At 69.7% G+C, this 22,878-nt stretch carries 20 protein-coding genes; 14 read left to right on the top strand and 6 right to left on the bottom strand.

What is annotated here, in order from left to right; all coding sequences use genetic code 11:
• Positions 1–6: 6 nt before the first annotated feature.
• The 7 genes from pgsB to ACGFT1_RS33670 all read left to right on the top strand — a co-directional run bounded on the left by pgsB (position 7) and on the right by ACGFT1_RS33670 (position 10,114).
• A complete protein-coding gene (pgsB, locus tag ACGFT1_RS33640; RefSeq protein ID WP_373912772.1) occupies positions 7–1,470 on the top strand; it encodes a poly-gamma-glutamate synthase PgsB in 1,464 nt (487 codons plus the stop codon).
• A complete protein-coding gene (locus ACGFT1_RS33645) occupies positions 1,467–1,949 on the top strand; it encodes a poly-gamma-glutamate biosynthesis protein PgsC/CapC (RefSeq protein ID WP_373912773.1) in 483 nt (160 codons plus the stop codon). The genes pgsB and ACGFT1_RS33645 overlap by 4 nt, the downstream gene beginning before the upstream one ends.
• A 43-nt stretch (positions 1,950–1,992) precedes the next feature.
• Positions 1,993–3,078, top strand: a complete 1,086-nt coding sequence (locus ACGFT1_RS33650; protein WP_373912774.1) for an NlpC/P60 family protein — start codon at positions 1,993–1,995, stop codon at positions 3,076–3,078.
• 57 nt (positions 3,079–3,135) lie between these two features.
• On the top strand, positions 3,136–5,070 hold the full coding sequence (locus tag ACGFT1_RS33655; protein ID WP_373912775.1) for an ArnT family glycosyltransferase: 1,935 nt from the start codon (positions 3,136–3,138) through the stop codon (positions 5,068–5,070).
• Between the two features lie 1,053 nt (positions 5,071–6,123).
• Entirely contained in the window at positions 6,124–6,672 is a 549-nt protein-coding gene (locus tag ACGFT1_RS33660) for an RNA polymerase sigma factor (RefSeq protein ID WP_373912776.1), read from the top strand.
• 223 nt (positions 6,673–6,895) lie between these two features.
• Complete coding sequence (locus tag ACGFT1_RS33665; protein WP_373912777.1) at positions 6,896–7,345, top strand: hypothetical protein; 450 nt, start codon at positions 6,896–6,898, stop codon at positions 7,343–7,345.
• A gap of 1,242 nt (positions 7,346–8,587) precedes the next feature.
• Positions 8,588–10,114 carry an RICIN domain-containing protein gene (locus ACGFT1_RS33670; RefSeq protein WP_373912778.1) on the top strand — a complete coding sequence of 509 codons (1,527 nt, stop codon included), beginning with the start codon at positions 8,588–8,590 and terminating at the stop codon, positions 10,112–10,114.
• A gap of 51 nt (positions 10,115–10,165) precedes the next feature.
• On the opposite strand, the gene ACGFT1_RS33675 is transcribed toward ACGFT1_RS33670, so the two are convergent.
• A complete protein-coding gene (locus ACGFT1_RS33675) occupies positions 10,166–10,744 on the bottom strand; it encodes a hypothetical protein (RefSeq protein WP_373912779.1) in 579 nt (192 codons plus the stop codon).
• 40 nt (positions 10,745–10,784) lie between these two features.
• Positions 10,785–11,876: a hypothetical protein gene (locus tag ACGFT1_RS33680; RefSeq protein WP_373912780.1), complete on the bottom strand. Its 1,092-nt coding sequence runs from the start codon at positions 11,874–11,876 to the stop codon at positions 10,785–10,787.
• A gap of 418 nt (positions 11,877–12,294) precedes the next feature.
• On the opposite strand from ACGFT1_RS33680, the gene ACGFT1_RS33685 reads away from it, so the two are divergent.
• The 3 genes from ACGFT1_RS33685 to ACGFT1_RS33695 all read left to right on the top strand — a co-directional run bounded on the left by ACGFT1_RS33685 (position 12,295) and on the right by ACGFT1_RS33695 (position 15,860).
• Positions 12,295–13,032, top strand: a complete 738-nt coding sequence (locus ACGFT1_RS33685; RefSeq protein WP_373912781.1) for a hypothetical protein — start codon at positions 12,295–12,297, stop codon at positions 13,030–13,032.
• A 67-nt stretch (positions 13,033–13,099) separates the two neighbouring features.
• Positions 13,100–14,944 (top strand): FG-GAP-like repeat-containing protein, encoded by a 1,845-nt coding sequence (locus ACGFT1_RS33690; RefSeq protein WP_373912782.1) that lies wholly within the window; start codon positions 13,100–13,102, stop codon positions 14,942–14,944.
• A gap of 118 nt (positions 14,945–15,062) precedes the next feature.
• Entirely contained in the window at positions 15,063–15,860 is a 798-nt protein-coding gene (locus ACGFT1_RS33695) for a hypothetical protein (protein WP_373912783.1), read from the top strand.
• 83 nt (positions 15,861–15,943) lie between these two features.
• On the opposite strand, the gene ACGFT1_RS33700 is transcribed toward ACGFT1_RS33695, so the two are convergent.
• From ACGFT1_RS33700 to ACGFT1_RS33710, 3 genes are all read right to left on the bottom strand, one after another.
• Positions 15,944–16,111, bottom strand: coding sequence for a hypothetical protein (locus ACGFT1_RS33700; RefSeq protein ID WP_373912784.1), 168 nt, complete (start codon positions 16,109–16,111; stop codon positions 15,944–15,946).
• Between the two features lie 20 nt (positions 16,112–16,131).
• Positions 16,132–16,278 (bottom strand): hypothetical protein, encoded by a 147-nt coding sequence (locus tag ACGFT1_RS33705; protein ID WP_373912785.1) that lies wholly within the window; start codon positions 16,276–16,278, stop codon positions 16,132–16,134.
• 350 nt (positions 16,279–16,628) lie between these two features.
• Positions 16,629–17,297, bottom strand: a complete 669-nt coding sequence (locus ACGFT1_RS33710; RefSeq protein ID WP_373912786.1) for a TetR/AcrR family transcriptional regulator — start codon at positions 17,295–17,297, stop codon at positions 16,629–16,631.
• Between the two features lie 196 nt (positions 17,298–17,493).
• Here ACGFT1_RS33710 and ACGFT1_RS33715 point away from each other — a divergent pair, with 196 nt between their 5' ends.
• The 3 genes from ACGFT1_RS33715 (at position 17,494) to ACGFT1_RS33725 (ending at position 19,723) form a co-directional block, all read left to right on the top strand.
• Positions 17,494–18,279: an SDR family NAD(P)-dependent oxidoreductase gene (locus ACGFT1_RS33715; protein ID WP_373912787.1), complete on the top strand. Its 786-nt coding sequence runs from the start codon at positions 17,494–17,496 to the stop codon at positions 18,277–18,279.
• Between the two features lie 168 nt (positions 18,280–18,447).
• Positions 18,448–19,587 carry an ABC transporter permease gene (locus ACGFT1_RS33720; protein WP_373912788.1) on the top strand — a complete coding sequence of 380 codons (1,140 nt, stop codon included), beginning with the start codon at positions 18,448–18,450 and terminating at the stop codon, positions 19,585–19,587.
• 43 nt (positions 19,588–19,630) lie between these two features.
• Positions 19,631–19,723, top strand: a complete 93-nt coding sequence (locus ACGFT1_RS33725) for a zinc-binding dehydrogenase (RefSeq protein WP_373912845.1) — start codon at positions 19,631–19,633, stop codon at positions 19,721–19,723.
• Positions 19,724–20,426: 703 nt separating this feature from the next.
• On the opposite strand, the gene ACGFT1_RS33730 is transcribed toward ACGFT1_RS33725, so the two are convergent.
• The gene (locus ACGFT1_RS33730; protein WP_373912789.1) at positions 20,427–20,912 is read right to left on the bottom strand and encodes a MarR family winged helix-turn-helix transcriptional regulator; all 486 of its coding nucleotides are present in this window, start codon (positions 20,910–20,912) and stop codon (positions 20,427–20,429) included.
• A gap of 288 nt (positions 20,913–21,200) precedes the next feature.
• Between ACGFT1_RS33730 and ACGFT1_RS33735 the strand changes: the two genes are divergently transcribed.
• On the top strand, positions 21,201–22,271 hold the full coding sequence (locus tag ACGFT1_RS33735) for an alkene reductase (RefSeq protein WP_373912790.1): 1,071 nt from the start codon (positions 21,201–21,203) through the stop codon (positions 22,269–22,271).
• Positions 22,272–22,878: the final 607 nt, after the last annotated feature.

Below are 22,878 nucleotides of genomic sequence, written 5' to 3' on the forward strand. Positions count from 1 at the left end.
ATCGGCGTGCTCTTCCTCTATGTCATCGTCCTGCTGTGCTGCGCCGGACTGTGGATCGCCGGAGCCCTGGAGCAGCGGCGGCACTTCGCCTCGCTGGAGCAGATACCCATTCGGGTGCTGGTCAACGGCATCCGCGGCAAGAGTTCGATCACCCGGCTGTGCGCGGGCGCGCTGCGCGGCGGCGGCCTGGTCACGGTGGCCAAGACCACCGGCACCGCGGCCCGGTTCATCCATCCGGATGCCACCGAGGAGCCGATCTACCGCAAGTTCAACATCTCCAACATCGTCGAGCAGATCGGCATCGTGCGGCGAGCGGCGACCTACCGGCCGGACGCGCTGGTGATCGAGTGCATGGCGGTGATGCCCGCGTTGCAGGAGATCAACCAGGAGAAGCTGATCCGTTCCACGATCGGCGTGCTGTGCAACGTCCGCGAGGACCATCTGGAGGAGATGGGGCCGACGCTGGACGACGTCGCCCGCTCGCTCTCCCGCTCGATGCCGGTGGGCGGGGTGTGCGTGACGGCGGAGAAGGACCGGCTGCACATCCTCCAGGAGGAGGCCGACAAGCGGAACTGCCGGCTGATCGCGGTCGATCCGGAGACGGTGACCGACGCCGAACTGCGCGGCTTCAGCTGGTTCACCTTCAAGGAGAACGTGGCGATCGCGCTCGCCGTCGCCGAACTGCTCGGCATCGAGCGGCAGACCGCGATGCAGGGCATGTGGGACGCGCCGCCCGACCCGGGCGTGCTGTCCGTGGAACGCTATGTCACCCCCGAGGGCAAGCGACTGCGGTTCGCCAACGTCTTCGCGGCCAACGACCCCGAGTCCACGCTGATGAACGTCAAGCAGCTGGAGGATCTGGGGGCCATCAGACGGCCGATCGGCGTGGTCATCAACTGCCGCCCGGACCGGGTGGAGCGCAACGGCCAGATGGGCACGATCGTTCCCGACCTCGCCGCCGAGACGGTGTTCTTGATCGGCCACCCGACCAAGAGCGCCGCCGACGCGATTCCGGCCGGCTTCACCGGGCGGGTGGTGGATCTCGGCGGCGACCGCCGGGACCCCGAGGAGCTGACCGCGGCGATCCTCGCGGAACTCGGCCCGGACTCCTCGCTGGTGGCGATCGGCAACATCCACGGCCAGGGCGAGTTGTTCCTGGAGTGCCTGGCCGAGCTGCCGCTGGACGAATCCGAGGACCCGCTCGACGTCGTCCCCGACGGCGACGGCCTGGACCAGGAGACCATGCAGTTCGCCATACCCCGGCCGTGGGTCTCGGTGGCCCGGCCGCCCGAGCCGGAGCCGTACAGCTGGGTGGCACCGCTGGATTCACCGACGCAAGCCATCCGCATCCCGGATCAGCGCGACCTCGCCCGCCGGGCCGCCGCCCGTCAGGGCCGGTCCGACGACCGGAGCACCGCGGACGAGCAGCACCACTCCTACGATCCGTCCCAGTTCACGAGGAACCCGTGATCCCCGCCAATCTCAACGCACAGACCGCCGCGCTCGGGATCGCCCTCGGGCTGATCTTCTCGCTCGTCTGCTATCTGACCACCAATCTCTCCCCCGGGGGGATGATCACCCCCGGCTGGATCGCCCTCACGCTCGTCACCGACGTGCGGATGGCCGGACTGATGGTCGCCGTGGCGACGGCAACGTACTTCCTGACGAAGCTGGTGCAGCGCACGGTGATTCTCTACGGCAAGCGGCTGTTCGCCGCCGTCGTGCTGTGCGCGGTGCTGATGCAGACCACCGTAATGCTCGCCCTCAGCCACGAGTTCCCGCTGCTGTACACGTCACAAACGCTTGGCTTCATCGTCCCGGGCCTGGTCTCCTACCAGATGGCCCGCCAGCCGCTGGCGGCCACGGTCATCTCGACCACGGCGGTGACCCTGGCCACGTACGTGGTGCTGGTCGCCGGTCTGTTGATCGGGGCACTGCCCACCGGCTGACCTGTTCACCCCCCTCACCTCACAGTTCCAAGGAGGATCGGCCATGCACTCCGCACATGACGGCGGACGTAGCCGCCCGACTCGACGCGCCGTGTTCCGGACGATCGCGGGCGTGGCGGCCGCCGGGGTGGCGGGCGGGTACGCCTGGGACCGCCTCGGGCACGGAAACGACGACAGTGGCGGTACGGCCGCCGACGGCACGGGCTCCGGCACGGGCGCCCGGTCCACCGGGCCCCACACCTTCGAGCGGCTGTCCGCCCCCGATCGCACCGTGGTCCGGGCCGGCGACGGCGGCACGCTCGCCACGTTCACCGACGGCGCTCGTACGGCCGTACTCACCGGGCCCAGCCGCACCTTCAGCGAGCCGCGGACCACCGAGGCCAAGGTGATCACGGACGCCTGGGTGCGGGTGCTGCCGCACGCGTGGCAGCCGGGCATGGAGAAGTCCGCCTGGTTCAAGGGCTGGTTCAAGAAGGCCCTCGGCGACAGCAGCCCGGACGTCTTCGCCGTGGCGTTCCAGTACAGCAGCGCCGGGGCGCCCGACAAGCACGACGCCAAGGGCGTGCGCTACGCGGGCACCGCGCACTTCGGCCCGCGCAACTCCGCGGTCAAGAACCCGCTGGACTTCGCCTACTACGACGAGCAGTCCGACTTCTACGACTATCTGGGCATCGACTGGACGTTCCCCGACGGCACACGCGCGCAGCCGGAGCAGGCCCGCTACGGCGATGTCGACTGCTCCGGCTTCCAGCGCCTGGTGTGGGGCTACCGCATGGGCATCCCCCTGCACAACACCAACACCAAGGGCGCCGGTCTGCCGCGCCGCGCCTACGCCATCGCCGCCTACGGTCCCGGCCGCACGGTGATCCCCCACACCGGCAAGAAGCAGGCCACCGATCTGGACGCCCTGCAACCCGGGGATCTGGTCTTCTTCGCCATCATCAAGGAGCGGCCGGACTTCATCGACCACGTCGGCATGTACATGGGCCTCGACGACCAGGGCCGGCACCGCTTCTACTCCAGCCGCTCCGCCGCCAATGGCCCGACCCTGGGCGACCTGTCGGGCCACGCGCTGCTGGACGGCACCGACTTCTACGCCCGCGGCTTCCGGGCGGCCCGCCGCCTGTGACCGCGCCGCGTGTGACTCCGTCGCTTCACCTGACCTGCTGATCCGAGGACCACTGCCATGACCGCCATCCCCGCCGCCCAGCCCACCGGAGCGCAGCAAGGCCGCCGGGCGGCGAACCGCCGCTCCGGCCGGCCGGAGGACGCCCCGCGCTGGGAGCGCCCGGCGCTCGCCGCGGTACTGGCCGTCGCCACGGTGCTGTACTCCTGGGGCATCGGGCAGGCCGCGCTCCACCCCTTCTACAGTGCGGCGATACGCTCGATGGCCGGCAGCTGGCGTGCGTTCTTCTTCGGCGGGCTCGACGCCGCCGGCTCGATCAGCATCGACAAGCTGCCCGGCGCCTTCTGGCCCGACGCCGTCTCCGTCTGGCTCTTCGGCCCGCACACCTGGGCGGCCGCGCTTCCGCAGGTCGTCGAAGGCGTGCTCACCATATGGCTGCTGCACCGGATCGTACGGGCCTGGGCCGGTCCGTTCGCGGCGCTGATCGCCGCACTGGCGCTCACCCTCACCCCGGTCACCGTGGCGCTCAACCGTGCCACCATCCCGGACACCGCGCTCACCCTGCTCCTGGTGGCGGCCGCCGGAGCGCTGCAGAAGGCGGTGCGCACCGAGCGGCTGCTGCCGCTGATCACCTGCGGGATCTGGGTCGGGCTCGCCTTCCAGGCGAAGATGCTGCAGGCGTGGCTGGTGCTGCCGGTCTTCGCCGCCGTGTACCAACTCGTCGCGCCCGGCAGGCCGTTGCACCGGGCTGCGCGCGTCCTGGTGGGCGGGGCGGTCGCGCTGGCGGTCTCCTGCTCCTGGATGTTCATCGCCTGGGCGACACCGGCCGCCGACCGCCCGTACCTCGACGGAACGTCCGACAACAATCCGTTCGCCCTGGTCTTCGGTTACAACGGCCTCAGCCGCTTCAGCAGCGATCCCACCGCGTTCGGCGCCGTCGCGGGCACCGCCGCCAGCCGCACCACCGGCAACACCGGCTGGGACATGCTGATCAACGACACGGTCGGCCCGCAGGTCGCCTGGTTGCTGCCGCTCGCCGTGCTCGCCGCGGTCCTGGGCGTCGGCCGGCGCGTCGGCCGGCCGCGAACCGACCTGCCGCGCGCGGGATTCCTGCTGTGGGGCGGCTGGCTGGCCGTGCACGCGCTGGTGTTCAGCGTCTCCAACGGCAACCACGCCTACTACACGGCCGTCACCGCCCCGGCGCTCGCCGCGCTGGCCGGCGGCGGCCTCGCGCTCTTCCGCTCGGAGTACGAGGCGACGTACGAGCCGGAGCCGGCGGCGGACCACGAGGCGGCCGGCCGGCGACACCTTGTGCTCCCGGCGGTGATCGTGCTGACGGCGGCGTGGGCGCTGGTGCTCGACTGGCCGACCCGATTCGTCTCCTGGCTGCTGCCGGTCGCCGTGATGCTCGCGCTGTGCGGCGTGGTGGGCCTGTGCAGCCGCGGGCCGCGCACCTCCCCGCGGAAGATCCACGCCGCCCTCGCCGCCGGGATCGCGGCCACCCTGGTCGTACCGGCCGGCTGGGCCGTCTCCAGCCTCGACCCGCTCTACGCGGGCGCCGCCACCTCGCCGATGGCCGGTCCGGTCGGCAAGTCGTACCACGAGCATCCCCGTCACGCTCCGCGGAGGAGAGGACTCGACCGGCCCAGCGCCCGTGACACCGCCCTGCTCGGCTACCTCACCGCGCACCGCCACGGCGAGAAGTACCTGCTTGCCACCCAGGCCGCCTACACCGCCGAGCCCCTGCTGCGCGCGAAGTCCGAGCCCATCCTCGTCATGGGCGGCTTCACCGGCAGCACCCCCTTCCCGAGCGCCCAGCAGCTCGGCAGCCTCGTCACCGCCCACCAGCTGCGCTATGCGCTGCTCACCACCCAGCGCCCCACCACTGCCGCCACCACCTGGGTGAAGTCCCACTGCACCCGCGTCCGACCCACGGCCTACGGCGTCCGCACCGACGGCAGCTTCACCCTCTACGACTGCGCCCCCCGGAGGTGAGGCGACGCCCGCCCCAGGCCCGCCGTGCTGGCGGGCCGCTGTGGGCCGGCGGAGGCTGTCGCCCGTGGTCGCGCTGTCGCGGGCCGTCTGCCGTCGCTGTGTGGGGGAGGGTCGGGGTACGCGCTGGGGGTGCGGGGGCATGTGAGGGCGCCGCCGGCAGGACGGAGCAGGGGCCGTCGATGCTCAGCCGTGCTCGTCGACTTCGACGGCCTTTCCCTGATTCACATGACCGCCCAGCCAGCGCTCTTGAGGTGCAGGTCAGAAAGTCTTCCCCGCCGGTCGCGGGGGTGTGCCGTAAGTGGGGGTTGCGAGGGAGACGGACTCGCTGTCTTCCCCGCCGTCGCGGGGGTGTGCCGGGGGACGCGACCGTGCGCGAGGTGACGCATATGTGCCGCGTCCCGCCCGGTCGCCGTCCCGGGCCGTCGTCCGGCCGCTGGCGCGCCGCGCCTGCCCGGCGGTGGGCGGGCTCGCGGTCCCGCGGTTCCGCCGCTGCGTCACTGTCACCTGTGCGCCGGGCCGTGGTCCGGGGCTCCCCCCTGGCGGGTTGAGTACCGCGTCGCCGTCCGCTGGCGCTCGTCCGTCGTCGAGGGTTGTCCGGCTGCCGGCGGGTTCCCTTACCCGTTCTGGCTGCTGTGCCGTGCCTGGTCCGCGTCTCAGTCCTGTCCGGCCGCCGGGGTTGTGCCTCGTCTGCGGCCTCGCCGCCGGCCGCTCGCTGTTGGCCGCCCGGTGCTGTGTCACTGCTTCCCGTGCCGGCCGTCGGCTGGCCGTGGCCGGGGGTGTCCGGCCGCTGTCGGCGTCGGTGCGTCCTGTCAGCATCCGTTCGCGGTCCGCTGCGGTTCGTTGGGATGCCGCCGTGGTCCCGGCCGTCCGTCCGCCGTGCCGCCGCACGGTCGTTGCTGCGCTCTGCCGTGGTGCGCCCCGCCTGGCCGTGGGTGCGCTCCGCCTGGCCGGCGCTCGCCGCCGGCCGCGCCGTCCCGCTGTCGGGTGGTCGCGGCGTGGGTGCGGCCGCTGCCTGGGGCGCTTGGTTCGTTCGGCCGTCGCTGGGCTGCTTGGTTGCCGGGCCGGCCCGTCGCCGCGCAGATGTCGTACTGGGGGTTCCACGAGCAGCGCCGCGTTCACTACATGCGCTACGCCTACCTCCAGCTCGGCTCCGACGCCGACGCCGAGGAGGCCGTCGACCTGACCTTCGACCGGATCATGGACCACTGGCTGCGGATGCTGGAGATGGAGATGGAGAGCCTGGAGGGCTACGCCTGGACGATCCTCAAGCGCCGCATCATCGACCTGTACCGCAAGCGCCGGCGCCGCCCGGAGCTGATGGAGACCGCCGCCTTCGAGGCAGCGCTCGCCGACCACGTCGAGGACCCCTACGACACGCTGACCGACGCCATCACCCTGTATGCCGCGGTCAGCGTCCTCAGCGAACGCCAGCGCGACGCGATCCTGCTGCACTACGGCATGGGCTTCACCGCCGCCGAAGCCGCCGAAGTGATGGGCAACCAGGAATCCACCGTCCGCTCCCAGCTGCGCACCGGCCGCCGCCTGACCACCCTGCTCAAACTCCGCTGCCCGGAGCACCCCGACGGGAAGAACCGCTCATGACCGTGCTGCCCGACGACGACCGCACCATCGACGACCTCCTCACCTCCGCCCGCACCCGCAACCGCTACGCCGCCTACGACATGGCCGCCGCCGAAGCCCGGCTACGCGCCCGCCAGGCCGCCCGCCACCGCCCACCACGCCAGCGCACCACCGACACCGCCCCTCTTCATACCGAGTGGACCGCGCCGGAGGACGAACGCACCCCGGACGCCGACCGCGCCTGGTGGGACTTGAACGCCGTCTGCCTGCTGACCCTCGGCCCCACGCAGACAAACAACTCGCCGCGTTCATCACCAGCCGCTACGCCGACAAGGCCGGCGCCCTCGCCTTCGCCTGCCTGCTCCACCTCAGCGGCGACAGCAGCGGCGCCCGCTTCTGGTGGCGCTTCGCCGCCGGCTTCGGCCACCCCGTCGCCGAGTACTGCCTCTTCCTCGAACACGCCCACAGCGGCGAGTACGACGACGCCGACCACTGGCGTACCGAACTTGTGCACCACCACTTCTCACCCGACCTGCTGTGCGGCGACCGCTCCACCGCCCCGGTCCTCAACCCACCCGGCATGGATCCCATCCACGCCCACATCGTCCACCAGCAGCACCCCGAGATCGGCACCGTCCCCCTGCCCACCTTCGGACTGGTCGGCCAGCTACGGCAGCTCACCTCCCTGCTGTGAACTAGCACGCGCACTCCTGCCGCCGCCCCCTGCGAGCGGGACCGAGGGGCATGTGGGGATCATCCCCGCGTTCATGGGGACGTTTGGCCCGGGCCCGGAACATTTCTGGGTCGGCGGGGAAATCCCGGTGACCTACGGAGTTACCGTCCGCACGACCGAACACCTGCTCGGCTCCCTGCTCGGTGTCCGCCTGCCTGACCTCGCCGAGCTGCGCGCCCGAGGAGTCCTCGGCACGCCCCCCGTGATGACTCGCCCCGCGCCGATCCCTCGCAGAACAGTGACCGCGCCGCCGACGACCCTGCTCGCAGAGAGCCGCTGTGCGGCCGTCCGGCCGCCCGGGAAGCCGAGCTGCGCGAAGCCGTCCGGATCGCCGTCCGCGCCGATGAGCTCCTGGCGCTGCGCGAGCTCGGCGCGGTGGGAAGGGCGGAGCGTAGCGTCCGCCGGCGTGGCCGGTCGATCCGGCGGCGGTGGGGCGCGAGCATGGTGTCTCCTCTGTCTGGTGTGGACAGGCCTGAGTGCGTCAGGCCTGTGGCCGCGGACAGGGGGCAGCCGCACATCGGCGTCTGCGCACTGGCAAGGGCACCCGTTACCGCTTCCTGGCCGTCCTGGCGAAGAACACCGACTTCTATGCCCAGTGATGGGGCATCACGGCCGGCCGCGCGTGGTGGGCGTACGGCGAGGTCGTCTCCGGCCGGTACGCCGGCTTCCCCCGCGGGCAGCGGGGCTGGGTGAGCGGCGACTACATGGCCACCGGCTACCTACACCTCTCGAGCGGGGCGGTACTCGCGATGGAGTGGTAGCGCGGAGGCGGTATCGGATGCCGGGTGTGAGCGTCGGGTGGGCAGGGGGACGGGCTGGAGGGCCGCCACGTCGTGGCGGCCCCCCAGCCGTTTCCGCACTTTGGGTTGATCAGGTGCTGTGAGTTGGCGGTGTATCCGGCGTCGCGGCCGGGACCACGACCAGGCTCATCGCCTTCGCCGCCGCATGCCGCGACGCAACAGCGACGGCGGATCCGGGCTTCGTCAACGCCACGCTTGTCGTCCCCTCGTGAGGGTGGCTGATCTTTCGGTCGTGTGTCGAGGTGTGGTTCGCCTTGTGCAGGAGGCGCCCCACAGGCCGCAGATGGGTAAACGCTCCGTTTCAAGACAAGGGTGTGATCCGGCGTCCTGCTTTTCGTTCTGTTTGTCCGCTCTCGACGTCATCATCAGGTCGGCGGTCGCGTGAACGGGCGAAGGGACGAAGATGAGCACTGACACGGGAACTGCAGATGGTGAGCATGCTGCTCGCCTGATCAGCACGGTTGCGGGAACAGCTACCCCAGGGGTGCCCAAGGAGGGCAAGGAGCTGGCCCTTTCGACTCAGTTGAGCGGTCCGTACGGGGTCGCGGTGGACCGCGACGGGACCCTGTACTTCTCTGAGTACGCCGGCCATCGGGTCCGGAAGGTCACGACTGACGGGAAGATCAGTACGGTCGCGGGGACGGGAAGCGCGGGACGGGGGGCAGAGGGTGTCTCGGCCGTCTCGGCCCCGCTGAGCTACCCGCGCGGGATTGCTCTGGACAACGCGGGCAATCTTTACATCGCCGATGGCGGCAACCATCGGATCCGGAAGATCACGATGGCCGATGGGAAGATCCACACGTTCGCCGGGACGGGCACCGGGGCCACTGACCGTTCCTTGGCCACCGCTACCCCTCTGAACACGCCGCACGATGTCGCGGTGGACAGCGCGGGCGATGTCTATATCGCCGACCACGGCAACCATCAGATCAGGAAGGTCACGGCTGACGGGAAGATCAGCACGGTTGCCGGGACGGGCGCTCCTGGCTTGGCCCCTGACGGTGCCCTCGCCACCGCCGCCCAGCTGAAGAACCCAAGCGCCGTGGCGGTGGACAGTGCGGGCAACCTCTACATCGCCGACGTCAACAACCAGCGGGTCCGGAAGGTCACTAAGGCCGATGGGAAAATCCGCACGGTCGCCGGCACGGGCGCCGCGACCTACGTCCGTGACGGCGTCCAGGCTGCCTCGGCACCGCTGTACTCGCCCATGGCAGTGGCGGTGGACAGCACCGACACTCTCTACATCGCCGACGCCAGCAACCACCGGGTCCGAAAGGTGGCGGCTGACGGAACGATCAGTACGCTCGCCGGCACGGGCACCGCGACCTTCGGTGGTGACGGCGAGTCGGCCGCTTCGGCCAAGCTGAGCGGCCCGCACGGGCTAGCCGTGGATTGCGTCGACACTCTCTACATCGCCGACTACAACAACAACCGGGTCCGAAAAGTCAGCTCGGCGAAGTTGGCGGGGTTGCCCGATTCGGGCACGGTGGTCTCCTGGGCCAACGTCCGCAGCAGGTTGCGGATGGCGGTGGTGCGTGAGTCGACCATGGACGGGGCCGAGGTGCACCAGACCCTCGCCGTCCCCAGGGAGCATCAGCGCTGGCGGCTGGTGGCGGCGGGCCAGGACAACGGCAACGTCCTGTACCGGATCGAGAATGTGCGCAGCGGCAAGGTCCTTGAGGTCGTGGGAGCGCAGGAGACCAAGGGGGCGGTGGTGGCACAGCGCGCCTACGAGGGTGCTGACGCGCACCACCAGCAGTGGCGGCTGATCCCGGTGGGTCCGGTGACCGATTCCCCGCGCGTCTATGAGATCGCGAACCGCAACAGCGGTCTGCTGCTGCGGGTCGACACCAACGCCCGCACGGTGCTCACGCAGCAGGAGGCGCAGGGCGACCCCCGGGACCGCCAGTGGCAGCTGATCCCGGTATGACGCCCGAGGGGGCAGGGGCGGTCATGCCCCTGCCCCCTCACCACCTGGACGCTAACCGGATGTTTCCTCGGTGGTCGTCCCGGTCGTCCCGGTCGTCCCGGTCGTCCCGGTCGTCTTGGTCTCCCCCAGCTTCTGCGGGGTCTCGGCGGCCGCCGGAGGCGGCTTGGGGGGCTCTGCGGCCTTGGGTGTCTCCGGCGCCTCGGGGGCCTTGGCGTATGCCGCCCTGTCCGGGTTGCTGCGGAGGCCCCCGTTCTTTTGCAGCCCCTCCTCCTTCTTCATCGTTTCGCTCGCCTTGGCCATGCCGGCGGACGCTGTGCCGGAGACCGTGCCGGCATGGGCCGATTGGCTCTGCGTGTGGGCCGAGTCCTGGGTGGTCTGGATGAAGGAGCCGAGGATGCCCATGATGACCCGCGCTTCGGGCGACTGCTCCCGGACGACTTTCGCCCGGCAGGAAGCCCCGTGGAGATCATGGATGAAGAGGTCCGTGCTCCTGTCGTCGTACGCGTCCTGCGTGACGTCTTCGAAGTCGACGTCCGCAGCCGGCTGCGACTGCGCGGTGCCGGGCTTCACCGAGAAGAGGCCCGCACTGCCTTTCGCGAAACCGAAAATGTTGTCGAACACCATGGTCATGGCCTCTCGTCGTCGTGACGGTGGTGGTGTCGCCGCCCGCTCAAGGGCCCTTGTACAGGGCTCGCTGGCTGTAGACCAGGCTCTCTTCTTCGAACATCGTGTGATGGACGTCCAGGGCGGAGACGACCTCCATCCGCCCCTTCATCCGGAATCCGCCGCCGGCCAGGTTGATGTTGGCGATGTCGTGGGCGACCACCTGGGCGAGCCCGGGACTCCCGGGCTGCGGGGGAGAGAGGACCGGAACCGGTACGGCGTACTGCACCGCGAGGTACCCGGCGAAGGTCACCGGGATCTCGTACTCGTAATGCCTGTGGACGCGCCGCTGCGTGGCCATGGTCTCCACGCGGAATCCTGCCGGGACCGTGCCGCCGATCTGCGATTTCGATGTCCAGCTGGTCGTCAACGAGCCGCCGACGGTGGCCGCGAGACCCAGCGCCAGCTGCGCGTTGAGCGAGGCGTTGCCGGAGGCACTGCCCTGGGTCGTGAACGCCACCGAGTCCGTCACCGAATTCGAAGTCGAGTTCCCCGTCGAGTTCGTCGTGGCCGTTTCCGTGCCGTTGGCGTTGTCGACCCCGACACTGTCCTTGCTGTTCTTGTTGGTCACCGTGTTGGCGTTCTTGTTCGCCATGTCGTTCCGCATCTGCGTCCCGAACTGCGCCTGGAGATCCATCTTGAGCTGGTTCTGCAACTGCAACTGCAGCTGCGCGCCGATGCTCCCGCCGAAGGTGAGCTTGGCGTCCCCGTGAAGCGACCACGTCACCCCGTTCGACACGGTGAATTCGACCGCGTCGGTGAAGGTCATTGAGCTCTTCTGGCTGCGGTTCACGTAGGCGCGCGAAGAGAACGTGTCGGCCCGGGGCGGAGTGATGTCACCCCGCTCCTCGATCAGCGGCTCCCCGAGGTTCATGTAGGCGAGCCAGCCCAGATCGAACGCAGAGCCCGGGAAAGCGTTGGAGGACCTTGCCTTGTTGATGGAGACGCCGACAGGCTTGTGCTGCACGCCGTTGTTGTCGGTATAGATCAGATTGGGGTGGTTCAGGAGGGCCTGCAGGTCGATGTTGAGTTCCTGCAGGTTCGTTTTCGTCAGCGGATGACGCTTGAACCGTTCCAGGTTGTATGCAGTGGAAGGCATTCCCCGTCCTAGACTGATCTGTCCGAAACGCGCTCGATGGAATGGAACAGATATCCGCGCGCTTTCCGAAATTCGAAACTATCAGAGGCGAAATTCCACGGGAAGACGTCTTGGCTCATCACGCTCAATCGAGTGAAAACAAATCGCCGCCCGCTCCAACTCGCCGCCGATTGAGCTAGGTTGAGGCGCTGTCAGTCGCTACGGGCTCCTGCGCATAATCCTTCACACATTTATTCCCGTTTCTTCACGCGCATGTTGGGGGTGCTTGGGTGGAGGGGGTGAGTCGGGCGCTTCTCAAACACCGGGATTATTCGCTGCGCTGCGGGACGGTTGAATACGGCGGTGATGCCGTGCGGGAAAGCGCTGCCCTTTTGGCTGGTTTATTGTTCTCCTCTTCAACAACAGGTGAGGTTCCGCGATGTACACCCAAGAACGCACGACGATGTCGAACCTGGTGGTCGGCGGCCCGGTGGCGGTGAACAGCTACGACAACGCGATCGTGGCCGCGCTGGTCGAGAACCGGCCGGTGATGCTCGTCCACGCCTTCAACGGCGGCTTTCTGCGGCCTGCCGACCTGAAGGACAGCGTCCACGACAAGGGGGTCCAGCTGTCCACCAAGCTCGACACGCTCACCAAGGAGGCGCAGGGCCACCTCTGGTACATCACCCCGGCAGGCTTCTTCGGGCAGCGGCCGCTGTACTTCATCGAGAGCGCTGCGGGCCAGGTGACACCCAAGCCCGCCGGCGCCGGCGCCGGCCAGGCCGATGCCGGGCGCGGCGACGACGGCGTGCCCAGGCCGCAGCGCCGGCGGATCACTGTCCACCAGGACGCCCCCACGGGCACCACGGGCACCACGGCCGACACCGTCCAGGTGGGCCTGCCCGACAAGGTCGGTGACCTGTGGCGCGGGAAGAACGGCGCGCCGGAGGACACTCAGCTCTGGGTCGTCACGCTGACCCCGTGGGGCGGGATCACCTTTGTGCCGATCACCCACCCGGACACCATCCTCGGGTTCAAGGACCACGCGGTGGCAGCCGACAGCGAGGTGCGCGTGACCTACAACTGGGGCGGGGACTTCACCGGGACGGTCATCAACACGTTCTACCCGCGGCTGCCCAACGAGTGGAGCGTCCCCTACCACCACGTCTTCACGTGACCCGCGGCCCCCACCCCACTGCACCTGTCCCGAGTCCACGCCCGCACCGCCTGGAAGAGGCACCACGATGCCCGTGCCCACGCAAGAACTGAAACTGGAGATCGTCAACGTCGCCACGGGGAAGATCCTCGGCGCCAGGTCCACGCCGGGAACGGACGGGGCACTGGTCGTACGCGACTTCCCTGACGGTGGCCCGGACCCGGAGCAATGGCAGCTCACCCCCGTGCAAGCGCAAGGCGGACAAACACAAGACGAACAGGCCTATGTGATCCGCAACGCGCTCTGCAGCAAGGTCCTCGACAACCCCGCCGCCGCGGACCGCGGCATCCGCCAATGGGATGCCGCCGCCGGCAAGAAGGCCCAGCAGTGGCGCGTCGTCCCCGTGGAGGGCGAAGCCGGCCTCTACTTCATCGAAGACGCGACCGACGGCGCCGTTCTCGATCTCGCCGACCCCGCAGCGGACGAGATCCGGGTCGTCCTGCGCGAGTACGACGACAGCGCGGCAAGCCAGCACTGGCGGCTCGTCCCGGCCGCCCCCGAGCGCACGAGCGATCTCGTCCTGCACTGGGCACCACTCAGCCACTGGAACAGCCGCCAGTCCTGGCGACTGGCCCGCTCGGCCGCGCTGCGGCCGGCACCCGACGCGACACCCTCCTTCAGCGACATGCTGCTGGTCGTCAAGCGGTTCGGAAGCGACCAGGACGCCGGCGCGTGGCAGAACGTCGGAGCCAGCAGCTCGACCGGCGGGCAACCGGGCCGGTGGGCCGGGCTCGGTGACCGGTTCCTCGCCGACACCACCGGAGCAGGCCAGGCGGACATTGTCGGGCTCAAACCCGCGAAGGGGGCTGTGACGGCCGCCAGCGAAGGCGACGGCACCTTCAAGGACGACGAGCGAGTCCTGCACCCACCCGTACCTTCCCCGAGTCCCAAGGACCTGTGGACCCTCGCGGACACGACGGGTGACGGCAGGCCCGACGTCGTCGTCCTCGCCGCCGACGGTGTGCGCGTGTTCCTGCAGGACGAGAACAAGAAATTCGCGCCCGCGAGCGGCGAGCCGGTCATCAAGGCGTTCGGCCACGGGCAGCCGGCCGGCGGGTGGGTTGCCGACAAGCATCCCCGCTTCGTCACCGACACCACGGGCGACGGTCGCACGGACATCGTCGGCTTCCACGACGACGGCGTCTGGATCTCACTCCAGGACGAGGAAGGGAAGTTCGCACCACTCGCCGCGGAACCGGCTCTCCGGGCATTCGGCCACAACGAGAAGGCGGGTGGCTGGCTTGCCGACAAGCATCCCCGCTTCGTCACCGACACGACCGGTGACGGCCGCACGGACATCGTCGGCTTCCACGACGACGGCGTCTGGATCTCACTCCAGGACGAGGAAGGGACGTTCGCCGACCCTCTGTACGTTCTCGACGACTTCGGGGTGGACCAGGGGTGGAGCTCGGTCGCGGAGCACCCCCGGTTCCTGCTCCAGATCACCGCTGGCGGAGCGGTGGACATTGTTGGGTTCGGCCCGCAAGGCGTCGTCGTCTCCCGCGGACGCGGCGACGGCACGTTCGAGCCCTCCCAGCTCGTCCTGAACGACTTCGGAACCGCCCAGGGGTGGACGAGCAAGAAGCACCTCCGGTTCCTCGCCGACGTCACCGGCGACGGCAACCCGGACATCGTCGGCTTCGGCGACGAAGGGGTCTGGGTGTCGCACAACTGCGGCGGCGGCCGGTTCGAGCAGGCGCAGCTGGTGTGCCGCGGCTTCGGCTACAACGACGACGCAGGCGCCTGGCGGGTCGGCCACCACCCCCGCTTCGTCGCCGACATCACCGGTGACGGACGCGTCGACATCGTCGGCTTCGGCGGGCCGGGCGTGTACGTGGCCCGCAACCTCTTCCGCCGCTTCAGAACCCGATAATCCTCCAAGGCCCTCCACCGCTACAGCACGACGACTGGTCACTGCGTCGGACACCGCGCTTCAGGCCGCCTACGGCATCGCCGACACCAATGGCGCCCCGCGGGGGCGTGGTCTGCTGGTGGGTCTGCAGAAGGACCAGGTCACCAAGGGTGCGGCTGCCGCGCTGGCGGCGTTGGAGAAGGCCGGTGAGACGGCGGAGGCCGCCACCCGTGCCGCGGCCGGGGACAGCGCGGCCATCGCGCAGCGCGCTTTGGCGCAGGCGGCGCAGTCGAGGGCGGATTTCCGCAAGAAGGCCGCCGAGGCGGCCGAGTGGCAGGCCAAAGCCGCCGCGGACGCGGCCAAGGTGCACCGGGACAACGCGAAGAAGGACAAGGAGGCCGCGGAAGCCAAGCTCGCCGTAGCCGTGAAGGCCGAGGGCGACGCGAAGGCGGCTGCCGCCGACGCGCGCGCCAAGCGCCTTGCTGCGGAGGCCGAGGAAAAGACGGCCAAGGCGGAGAAGGAGAACGCGGCCGCCAAGCAGGCCGAGGCCGCCGAGCACCGCAAGAGCGCCGAGTCCGAGGCGACGAAGGCTAAGGACGCCAAGGACAAGGCCGAGGCCGCGGAGAAGACGGCCGGCGACCGGCGGGATGACGCGGTCGAGGCCAAGGACCACGCCAAGGAGATGCGCGACGACGCCTGGGACGCCGAGCAGTCTTCCCCCAGGAGTCCGCTCACCGGCTCGCCTGGTGGCGTGACCGCCGCCGGTAGAGCCCGGCGCGTTCACGGGGGACACCGGGTACACGGGCGAAGCCCCAACCGCCCCAGGACAGTCAGGAGCGGGTGCCGCCGGAGCAACGTGACGATCGTGTCGATCTGCCGCCGGGCGGCCCGCGGCTGGGGGTTGGGGTGGACGGCTTGGACTCCGGTGCCCGCGTAGACCTTCGGTGTCAGGGTGAGCAGGTAGCGGCCGGTGGGGTGGGCGGCGGAGGGGCGGGCGGCGTGGATGGCGTGGACGGCGGCTCAGGAGTGCCCGAACCGCAATACCTCGGTGGCGGTGACGGCGGCGTCGGTGTCGAACGCCTGAATGCAGACGAACCGAAGCCCTTTGATGTAGGAGAGCAGGGCCGGCCGTTCGGCGTCGCTGGCCGTCAGCGTCAGCACCGGCGCGTACAGGTCCTTCGGGTCCAAGACGACCGCGATCCCCGCCACTACGCGGCCGCCCGCGGCCCGTACGGGGCCGCGCCGAGGCGCTCCAGCAGGGCCTTGGCCTTCGTCTCGGCCTCCGGGCTTGGCGCGCTGCCGAGGGCGGAGGCGAGCTCGGCGCGGGCCAGCTCGGCCGTGGGACGCGGCGGCACGGGTGTGCGCCGAGGCGGGCTTGACCAGTCAGCACAAACCCTCGCTGCGCCCCTCCGAGACGGCCATATCATCGCTTTGGCCCTCCCAGCCCGCACGATCTCAGCCAGCGACAGGCCATAGACAATCCCCGGCACGAGGCCGGACCGCGCCCTCGCCAGGGCGTGTCGGGGCGTGATCAATCTGCGGGATTCGTCCTCATCTCGTCTCCCGCCTCCCGTGCCCCACCGGCAAGCGGACCTTCATCATCGAGCCCGCCTCGGCCAGCCGGGCCCTGCGCCAGGAGGTGGAGCGGCTGCGGAGGAAAACTGGAGTAACACACCGCCGCCGAACCCGGCCGCGCGGTGCCCTGCTAGCGGGCGGTCGTGTCTTGGGCGACGAGATGAGCCGTCATCTCTGCGTGAGTCGGCGGTGACGGCAGGGCGCGGGTGTGCTCCGGGCGAAGTCCGTCGAGGAAGACACCGAGGTGTCGTGTGGCGAGCGCGGCGGCCTGCTCGTGCGGCAGGTGGGGCAGGGGGCGGCAGATCAGTGCGGCCGTGGCGATCAGGTCCACCGCGGTGATGTCACACCGGAGCACCTTTCGGCTGCGTCCGGCGGCCAGGATCTCCTCCAGCGTGACGGCGATGTGCTGTTGCAGGTCACGAGCGTGAGGGTCGTTCGTCATCGGCCCGCCGATCAGCGGCAGGGACAGCAGCTCACGGTTGTCGATCATGCCTTTCAGGAAGGACTCCACGGCTGAGAGCGGATCGGTCGGTGCTGTTTCGGCGGCTGTCCGGGCGGTGTCGAGTACGAGGCTGAGGCCGTCCACGACGACCTGGGTGATGAGGGCGTCACGGTCGGGGAAGCGCCGGTAGAGCGTGGCGATGTTCACCCCTGCCCGGCGGGCGATCTCGTCCAGGGGGACAGCGGTCCCCGACTCGCGGAAGGCGGCGCGGGCCGCGGCCAGGATCTGGGCGCGGTTGCGGGCGGCGTCGGCCCGCAGCCGCGGCGCCGGCGGTCCGCTTGGTGTGCTGGCAGTCACCGTGTCCACCTCTGCTGTTCTCATCGTCTGCGGTGTGTCGAGGGTACGTCCCAGCGTAAGTGAAGGATTTCCTTCGCTTTGGTGTTAGTGTCGTTGTATAGGCGACGCGGCGCACCAGTCACTCGGTGCGGTGGGCGCCATCGGCCGAGGCGGACAAGCGACCAGCCGGCCGTAGACGCGAAAGGAAGAACCCCTCATGACGACAGCGGACAACAAGCGCTTCGCGGGCAAGGTCGCGGTGGTGACGGGAGGCAGCCGGGGCATCGGAGCAGCGGTCGCCACTCGCCTGGCGGCCGAGGGAGCGGCCGTCGTCGTCGGTTACCGCGGCAACCAGCAAGCCGCCGACGAACTGGTCCGGACACTGGTGACCAAGGGCGGCAGGGCCATGGCGCTGCGCGCGGATGTGGCCAACCCCGACCAGACCGGGATCCTGATCGACCGGGCGGTCTCCGAGTTCGGACAGCTTGACGTCCTGGCCTCCTGCGCAGGCGTGGAGCACTTCGACGCACTGGAGAACATCACCTCGGCCGACTTCGACCGCGTCTTCGCCGTCAATACCCGCGGCCAGCTCTTCGCCGCCCAGCATGCCGCCGCACACATGCGAACAGGCGGCAGCATCGTGCTCACCTCTTCGGTCAGCGCGTCCAAGGTGTTCTTCGGACACACCCTGTACGCCGCGTCCAAGGCCGCTGTGGAAGCGATGGTTCTCAACCTCTCCGCCGAACTGGGCCGGCGCGGTGTCACCATCAACGCCATCGCCCCCGGCGGTACGGCCACCGACATGGCCGCCGAGCACGGAGCCAGCTACCAGCACCCGCAGCTGGTCGGAAAGCAGGACATGTCCGAGTGGCTCGATGTGCAGGTGGCGCTGCGGCGCCTCGCGGACCCCGCCGAGATCGCAGCCGCCTACGCCTTCCTCGCCAGCGACGACGCCGCCTACATGACCGGCCGCACCCTTCAGGTCGACGGCGGGATGTTCTAGGCGACCGGCGGGACCCCTCGACCGGCGGGCTCGGCCTTCGCACGTTCCGGTCGGTGGCCGGTTGTCCCGGCCGCCGACCCTGCTTCCCGCACCTGTTTCCCGAGAAGCCGCCTTCCCGGGGAAAGACCGTCACTCGGCCCTCGCACAACCCCGGAAAGTCCTCACCTCATGCACCATCCCACCTCCCTGCCGCTCGACGCCCCGCCTTCGCCCCCTCCGCACGACCCGGACCAGGACCCCGCGGCCGGCCGCGCCGGGCACGCCCGGCACGCGCTGGTCGACACCGAGCCCGGCCTGCCCGGCGCGGTGCTCGCCGCTGCTGCGGGAGTGCGTAAGGCGATGCTCGTGCCCGTGGTCACCGCGTTGGCGATCGGAACGGTGTTCGTCGCCGTGTACCTGGCCGCCTTCCACGCGCCGTCGGCGCGACACCAGCCCCTCGGTATCGCCGCGTCCGACAAGGTGGCCGCTCGTACGGAACTCGCCCTCAACAGCGCGGCACCCAGCAGCTACACGTTCTACCGCTACCCGGACGCGCAGGCTGCCCGCCAAGCCGTGACCCACGACAAGGTCCCGGCCGCCCTGGTGGCCGACAGCCGCGGAACGCGCCTCCTGGTGGCAGGCGCGCAGGGGCCGTCGACCGTCTCCAGCCTCGCCATGGCGGTGGCGGAGGGTACGGGGAAAGCGGTGCCCGTGCAGGACGTCCGGCCCCTGGCGGCAGGGGACTCCCGCGGCCTGTCGGTCTTCTACGCCTCCTTCGGCGTGGTGCTCGCAGGATTCCTCTTCGCCGTGTCCTCCTACCAGCTCGCCCCGCGCCTGCGACTCGCTGCTCGCGCCCTGTCGATGCTGGTCTTCTCCGTCGCCTCGGGAGTGACGGTGGCGCTGATCGCACATACCGCCTTCGCGGCACTCCCGACGTCGTTCGCCGTCGTCGCCCTCCTGGTGGGTCTGCTGGCGTGTGCATCGGCCGCGGTCGCCGGCGTGCTGCTGCGGTTGTTCGGGCCGATCGGCATGCCGGTCGCCTCGGTCGTACTGCTGATACTCGGCAACGCCACCTCCGGGGGAATCCTCCCGCCCACGTTCCTCCCGGCCTGGCTGTCCCCGCTGGCCTCGGTGATGCCCCCGGCTGCCGCGGTCCGGGGTCTGCGCGGCGCCTCTTACTTCCACAACGCGCACCTCACCGGCGCGGTACTCACCCTGCTGGCCTGGACAGTGGGCTGCCTCACGGTCCAGTACCTGGTGGACCGCTCCGCCACCCGCAGAGCCGGGCGAGCGGAAGCGGAGATCGGCCGGACGGCCGTCCAGCCATGAATCGCTCGCCGAGCTCGCCGCAGCCGGCAAGCTGGACCTGCCGATCTGGAAGACCTATCCGCTCGAAGAGGCCGCCCAGGCGCATGCCGACCTGGAGGCGCACCGTAACCGCGGCAAGATCGTCTTGATGCCGTAGCAGCTGGTCCACGCGACACTTAACGCCTGACCGCCAGCCACGCGGTGGCCGGCAAGGGCGTGGAAGGCTGAGACTCCGCTGCGACTCGCTCACCGTCGTGCTGCCCATGACGGCTTTGCCGTCGTTCTTCCGGGAGGTGTCGTCCCAGCCGTGGAAGCCGGGACCACACTGGTACTGAAACTGAGTTGAACCACCGCCTGCGCGAAAGGCATTGAGTTCGTGGGGCGGGTGCAGGAGGCGGCTGGCGTTGCGGGCTGGGGGTCCGGCGCGCTACCGGGTCGGGTGCATGGAGTGCGCGATGACCATGCCTGCCACCTGGCCTGAGCGGTCGGCTTGAGGACTCCGGCGCACAGCAGAGCGAGGAGATGTACGTGATGAACCGGTGGCTCGAGACCAGCGGCTACGAAGCGGACCTGGGCGGACTGCGTGAGATCCACCCAGAGACGCTGTCGCTGGAAGATTGCCCTTGCACCCAGGACTGGCGTAGGTGAACGTGAGGGCGTCGGCAGACCGGCACTTCCGGTGCCCTTCCGACGAATGGGCGCAGGCTTGGTCCTCAAATTGCTGCCGGGCGAGCAAGCTGCAAAGCCCCTCCTGCGAGGAATGCGGCCTCATCTGCCCGAGATGATCGTGAAGCGGTAACCGCGCGGATCCGTGGGGCGGGCGTATAGGCGGGCGGCCGCAGTGAGGGCCGCCCAGCTTGTCAGGACGTACCTCGGGTCCCTGTAGGCGGCGGGGTGCGGGTGAGGTTCGTCTCGAAGCGTTCGAGGACACGCAAGGCGGTGTCCTGGTCTTCGGGGGCGAGGTCCCCGAGGGTGTGCGCTTCGAGTTCGGCCCAGAGGCGTTCGACCGACGTGCGCAGCGCGTGGCCGGCAGGCGTGACCTCGATGAGCGCGGCGCGTTTGTCGGTGGGGCTGGGACGGCGGCGGACGAAGCCCGCGTGTTCCAGGCGTCGGATGGTGCGGGTCATGGTGGCGGCGTCGGAGTCCAGCAGGCGCACGAGGTCGGTCTGGCGTTGGGGGCCCTGCTCCCACAGGTGCATCATCACCAGCTCTTGACCAGGGTGCAGGCCGACGCGGCGCAGGAGCTGGCCGGCCAGCATGCGGTGCAGGCGCGCGACTCGGAAGATCGCATGGCTGACCTGACCGGTGCGGGCGGCGGACGGAAGCGGGACCGTTGCGCCGAGCACTTCCTCCTCCGACGCCAGGGCGTCTGCGTCTGACGGCTCACTTCTCGCCACGTCCATCCTCCCTACGGGTCCCATGTACTGTCCGAACAGTTATCAGGGTACCGCCAGGGGACGAAACATCGGCAGGGCGGCGCACCCCCAGAATTTTGCCTGGTGACGAGCATCACCCTTCGCAGGGAATGCCGGTATGCCATTTACTTGTTCAGACAGGTAAACCATGCGGCGCACACAGCTGCAACGGGTGGCCCGGCCCCTCCCGGCCCCGCCTTTCATTGAAGGAGCCCGAACATGACTACCGCTTTCAACTCGTTCCTGCTGGGCGGCAAGCGACTGGCCAACCGCATCGTCATGGCGCCGATGACCCGTAGCCGTGCCTACGGTGCCGGCGCCGTCCCCACAGCCTCGATGGCCGAGTACTACGCTCAGCGAACCAGTGCCGGGCTGATCGTCGCCGAGGGCACTCAGCCGTCAGTGGTCGGCCAGGGTTATCCCGACACTCCGGGCCTGCACTCGCCCGAGCAGATCGCCGGATGGCGCGAGGTGACCGACGCGGTCCATCGCGAGAGAGGCGTGATCTTTGCGCAGCTGATGCATACCGGACGCGTCGGACACCCCAGTCTGCTGCCCGACGAGATGGTCCCGGTTGCCCCGTCCCCCATCGCCGCCAAGGGTCAGGTCTTCACCCACGAGGGCCCGAAGGACATGGTGACTCCCAGGGAGCTGAGCGAGCTCGAGATCTGGCAGACCATCGACGACTTCGCCGCCGCCGCCCGTAACGCTGTAACCGCCGGATTCGACGGTGTGGAGATCCACGGCGCCAACGGCTATCTCGTCCACCAGTTCCTCGCCCCCAACGCCAATCAGCGCACCGATGCCTGGGGCGGCACCGTCGAGGGCCGGATCCGCTTCGCCCTCGAGGTGACCCGAGCAGTGGCGGACGCGATCGGCGCCCACCGCACCGGTATCCGTCTGTCTCCGGGCAACCCCTACAACGACATCGCCGAGCAGGATCTGGACGCCACCTACGGCGCGCTGGTGGACAAGCTCGCACCCCTGGGCCTGGCCTATCTCCACCTCCTGGAGGGCCCGGACCGCGACTTCACTCTTCGCCTGCGCAAGGTCTGGCCCACCACGTTCATCCTCAACCCGTTCACGCACCCGAATCCGACGGGGCCCGACGCGCTCACCCTCATCGAGGACGGCACCGCGGACCTGATCTCCTTCGGCATGCTGTTCCTGGCCAACCCGGACCTGCCCCGCCGCCTGCAGCTGGGCGGCCCGTTCAACAGCCCCGACCAGGCCACCTTCTACGGCGGTGACGACGGAGGCTACACCGACTACCCCGCCCTGTCCGCCTGACCGCGGGCACAGCACCCCGGCTCGGATGCGGCTCACCTGCGCGGATCCGGGGTGCGTGGCCCCGACAGCGGAGAGAAGGCGACTGCATGACCAGCTTCAGGGACAGGCGCTCAGCTACCTCGGCGGCCAGCGCCTGGGGCGCCCGGCACGGCGATCGCATCCTCGGGCCGGGCTGAAGCGCGGAAGTTATCCGCCTGCACCCGAAAGGATCCACGGCTGGGGCTTTTGACTGACATCCGCCAAACCGCCCGCACATCTGTTGACGGGGCGACGAAGACGCCGACGCGAAGGCTCCGCCGAGCAGGGCCCAGGCCGCACCGGCGCAAGCCCGCGACCACAGGAGGGGCGGTCCGGGCAAGGCGCACCCATACCAGCGGGTGCCCAGCTGGTGCCTGGGCTGCCAAGACCCGACCCAGTCCCGCCACATTTTTGGGCTGCCATTCCTCATGTGACCACTGACCCGACCGGCAGGAGCAAGCCGACCGGGTTCGGCTCGGTGACCGGAGTACCGAACCTGCCGTAAGGGCTACGGAGACGTTCGAAAGCCGCCTCGTCGATGTGGACGGCCTGCTCCTGCACGCGGTCGTCGGCGGCCGGGGACCCGCCC

This window comes from Streptomyces sp. Y20, from assembly GCF_043195475.1.
Classification (GTDB): Bacteria; Actinomycetota; Actinomycetes; order Streptomycetales; family Streptomycetaceae; genus Streptomyces.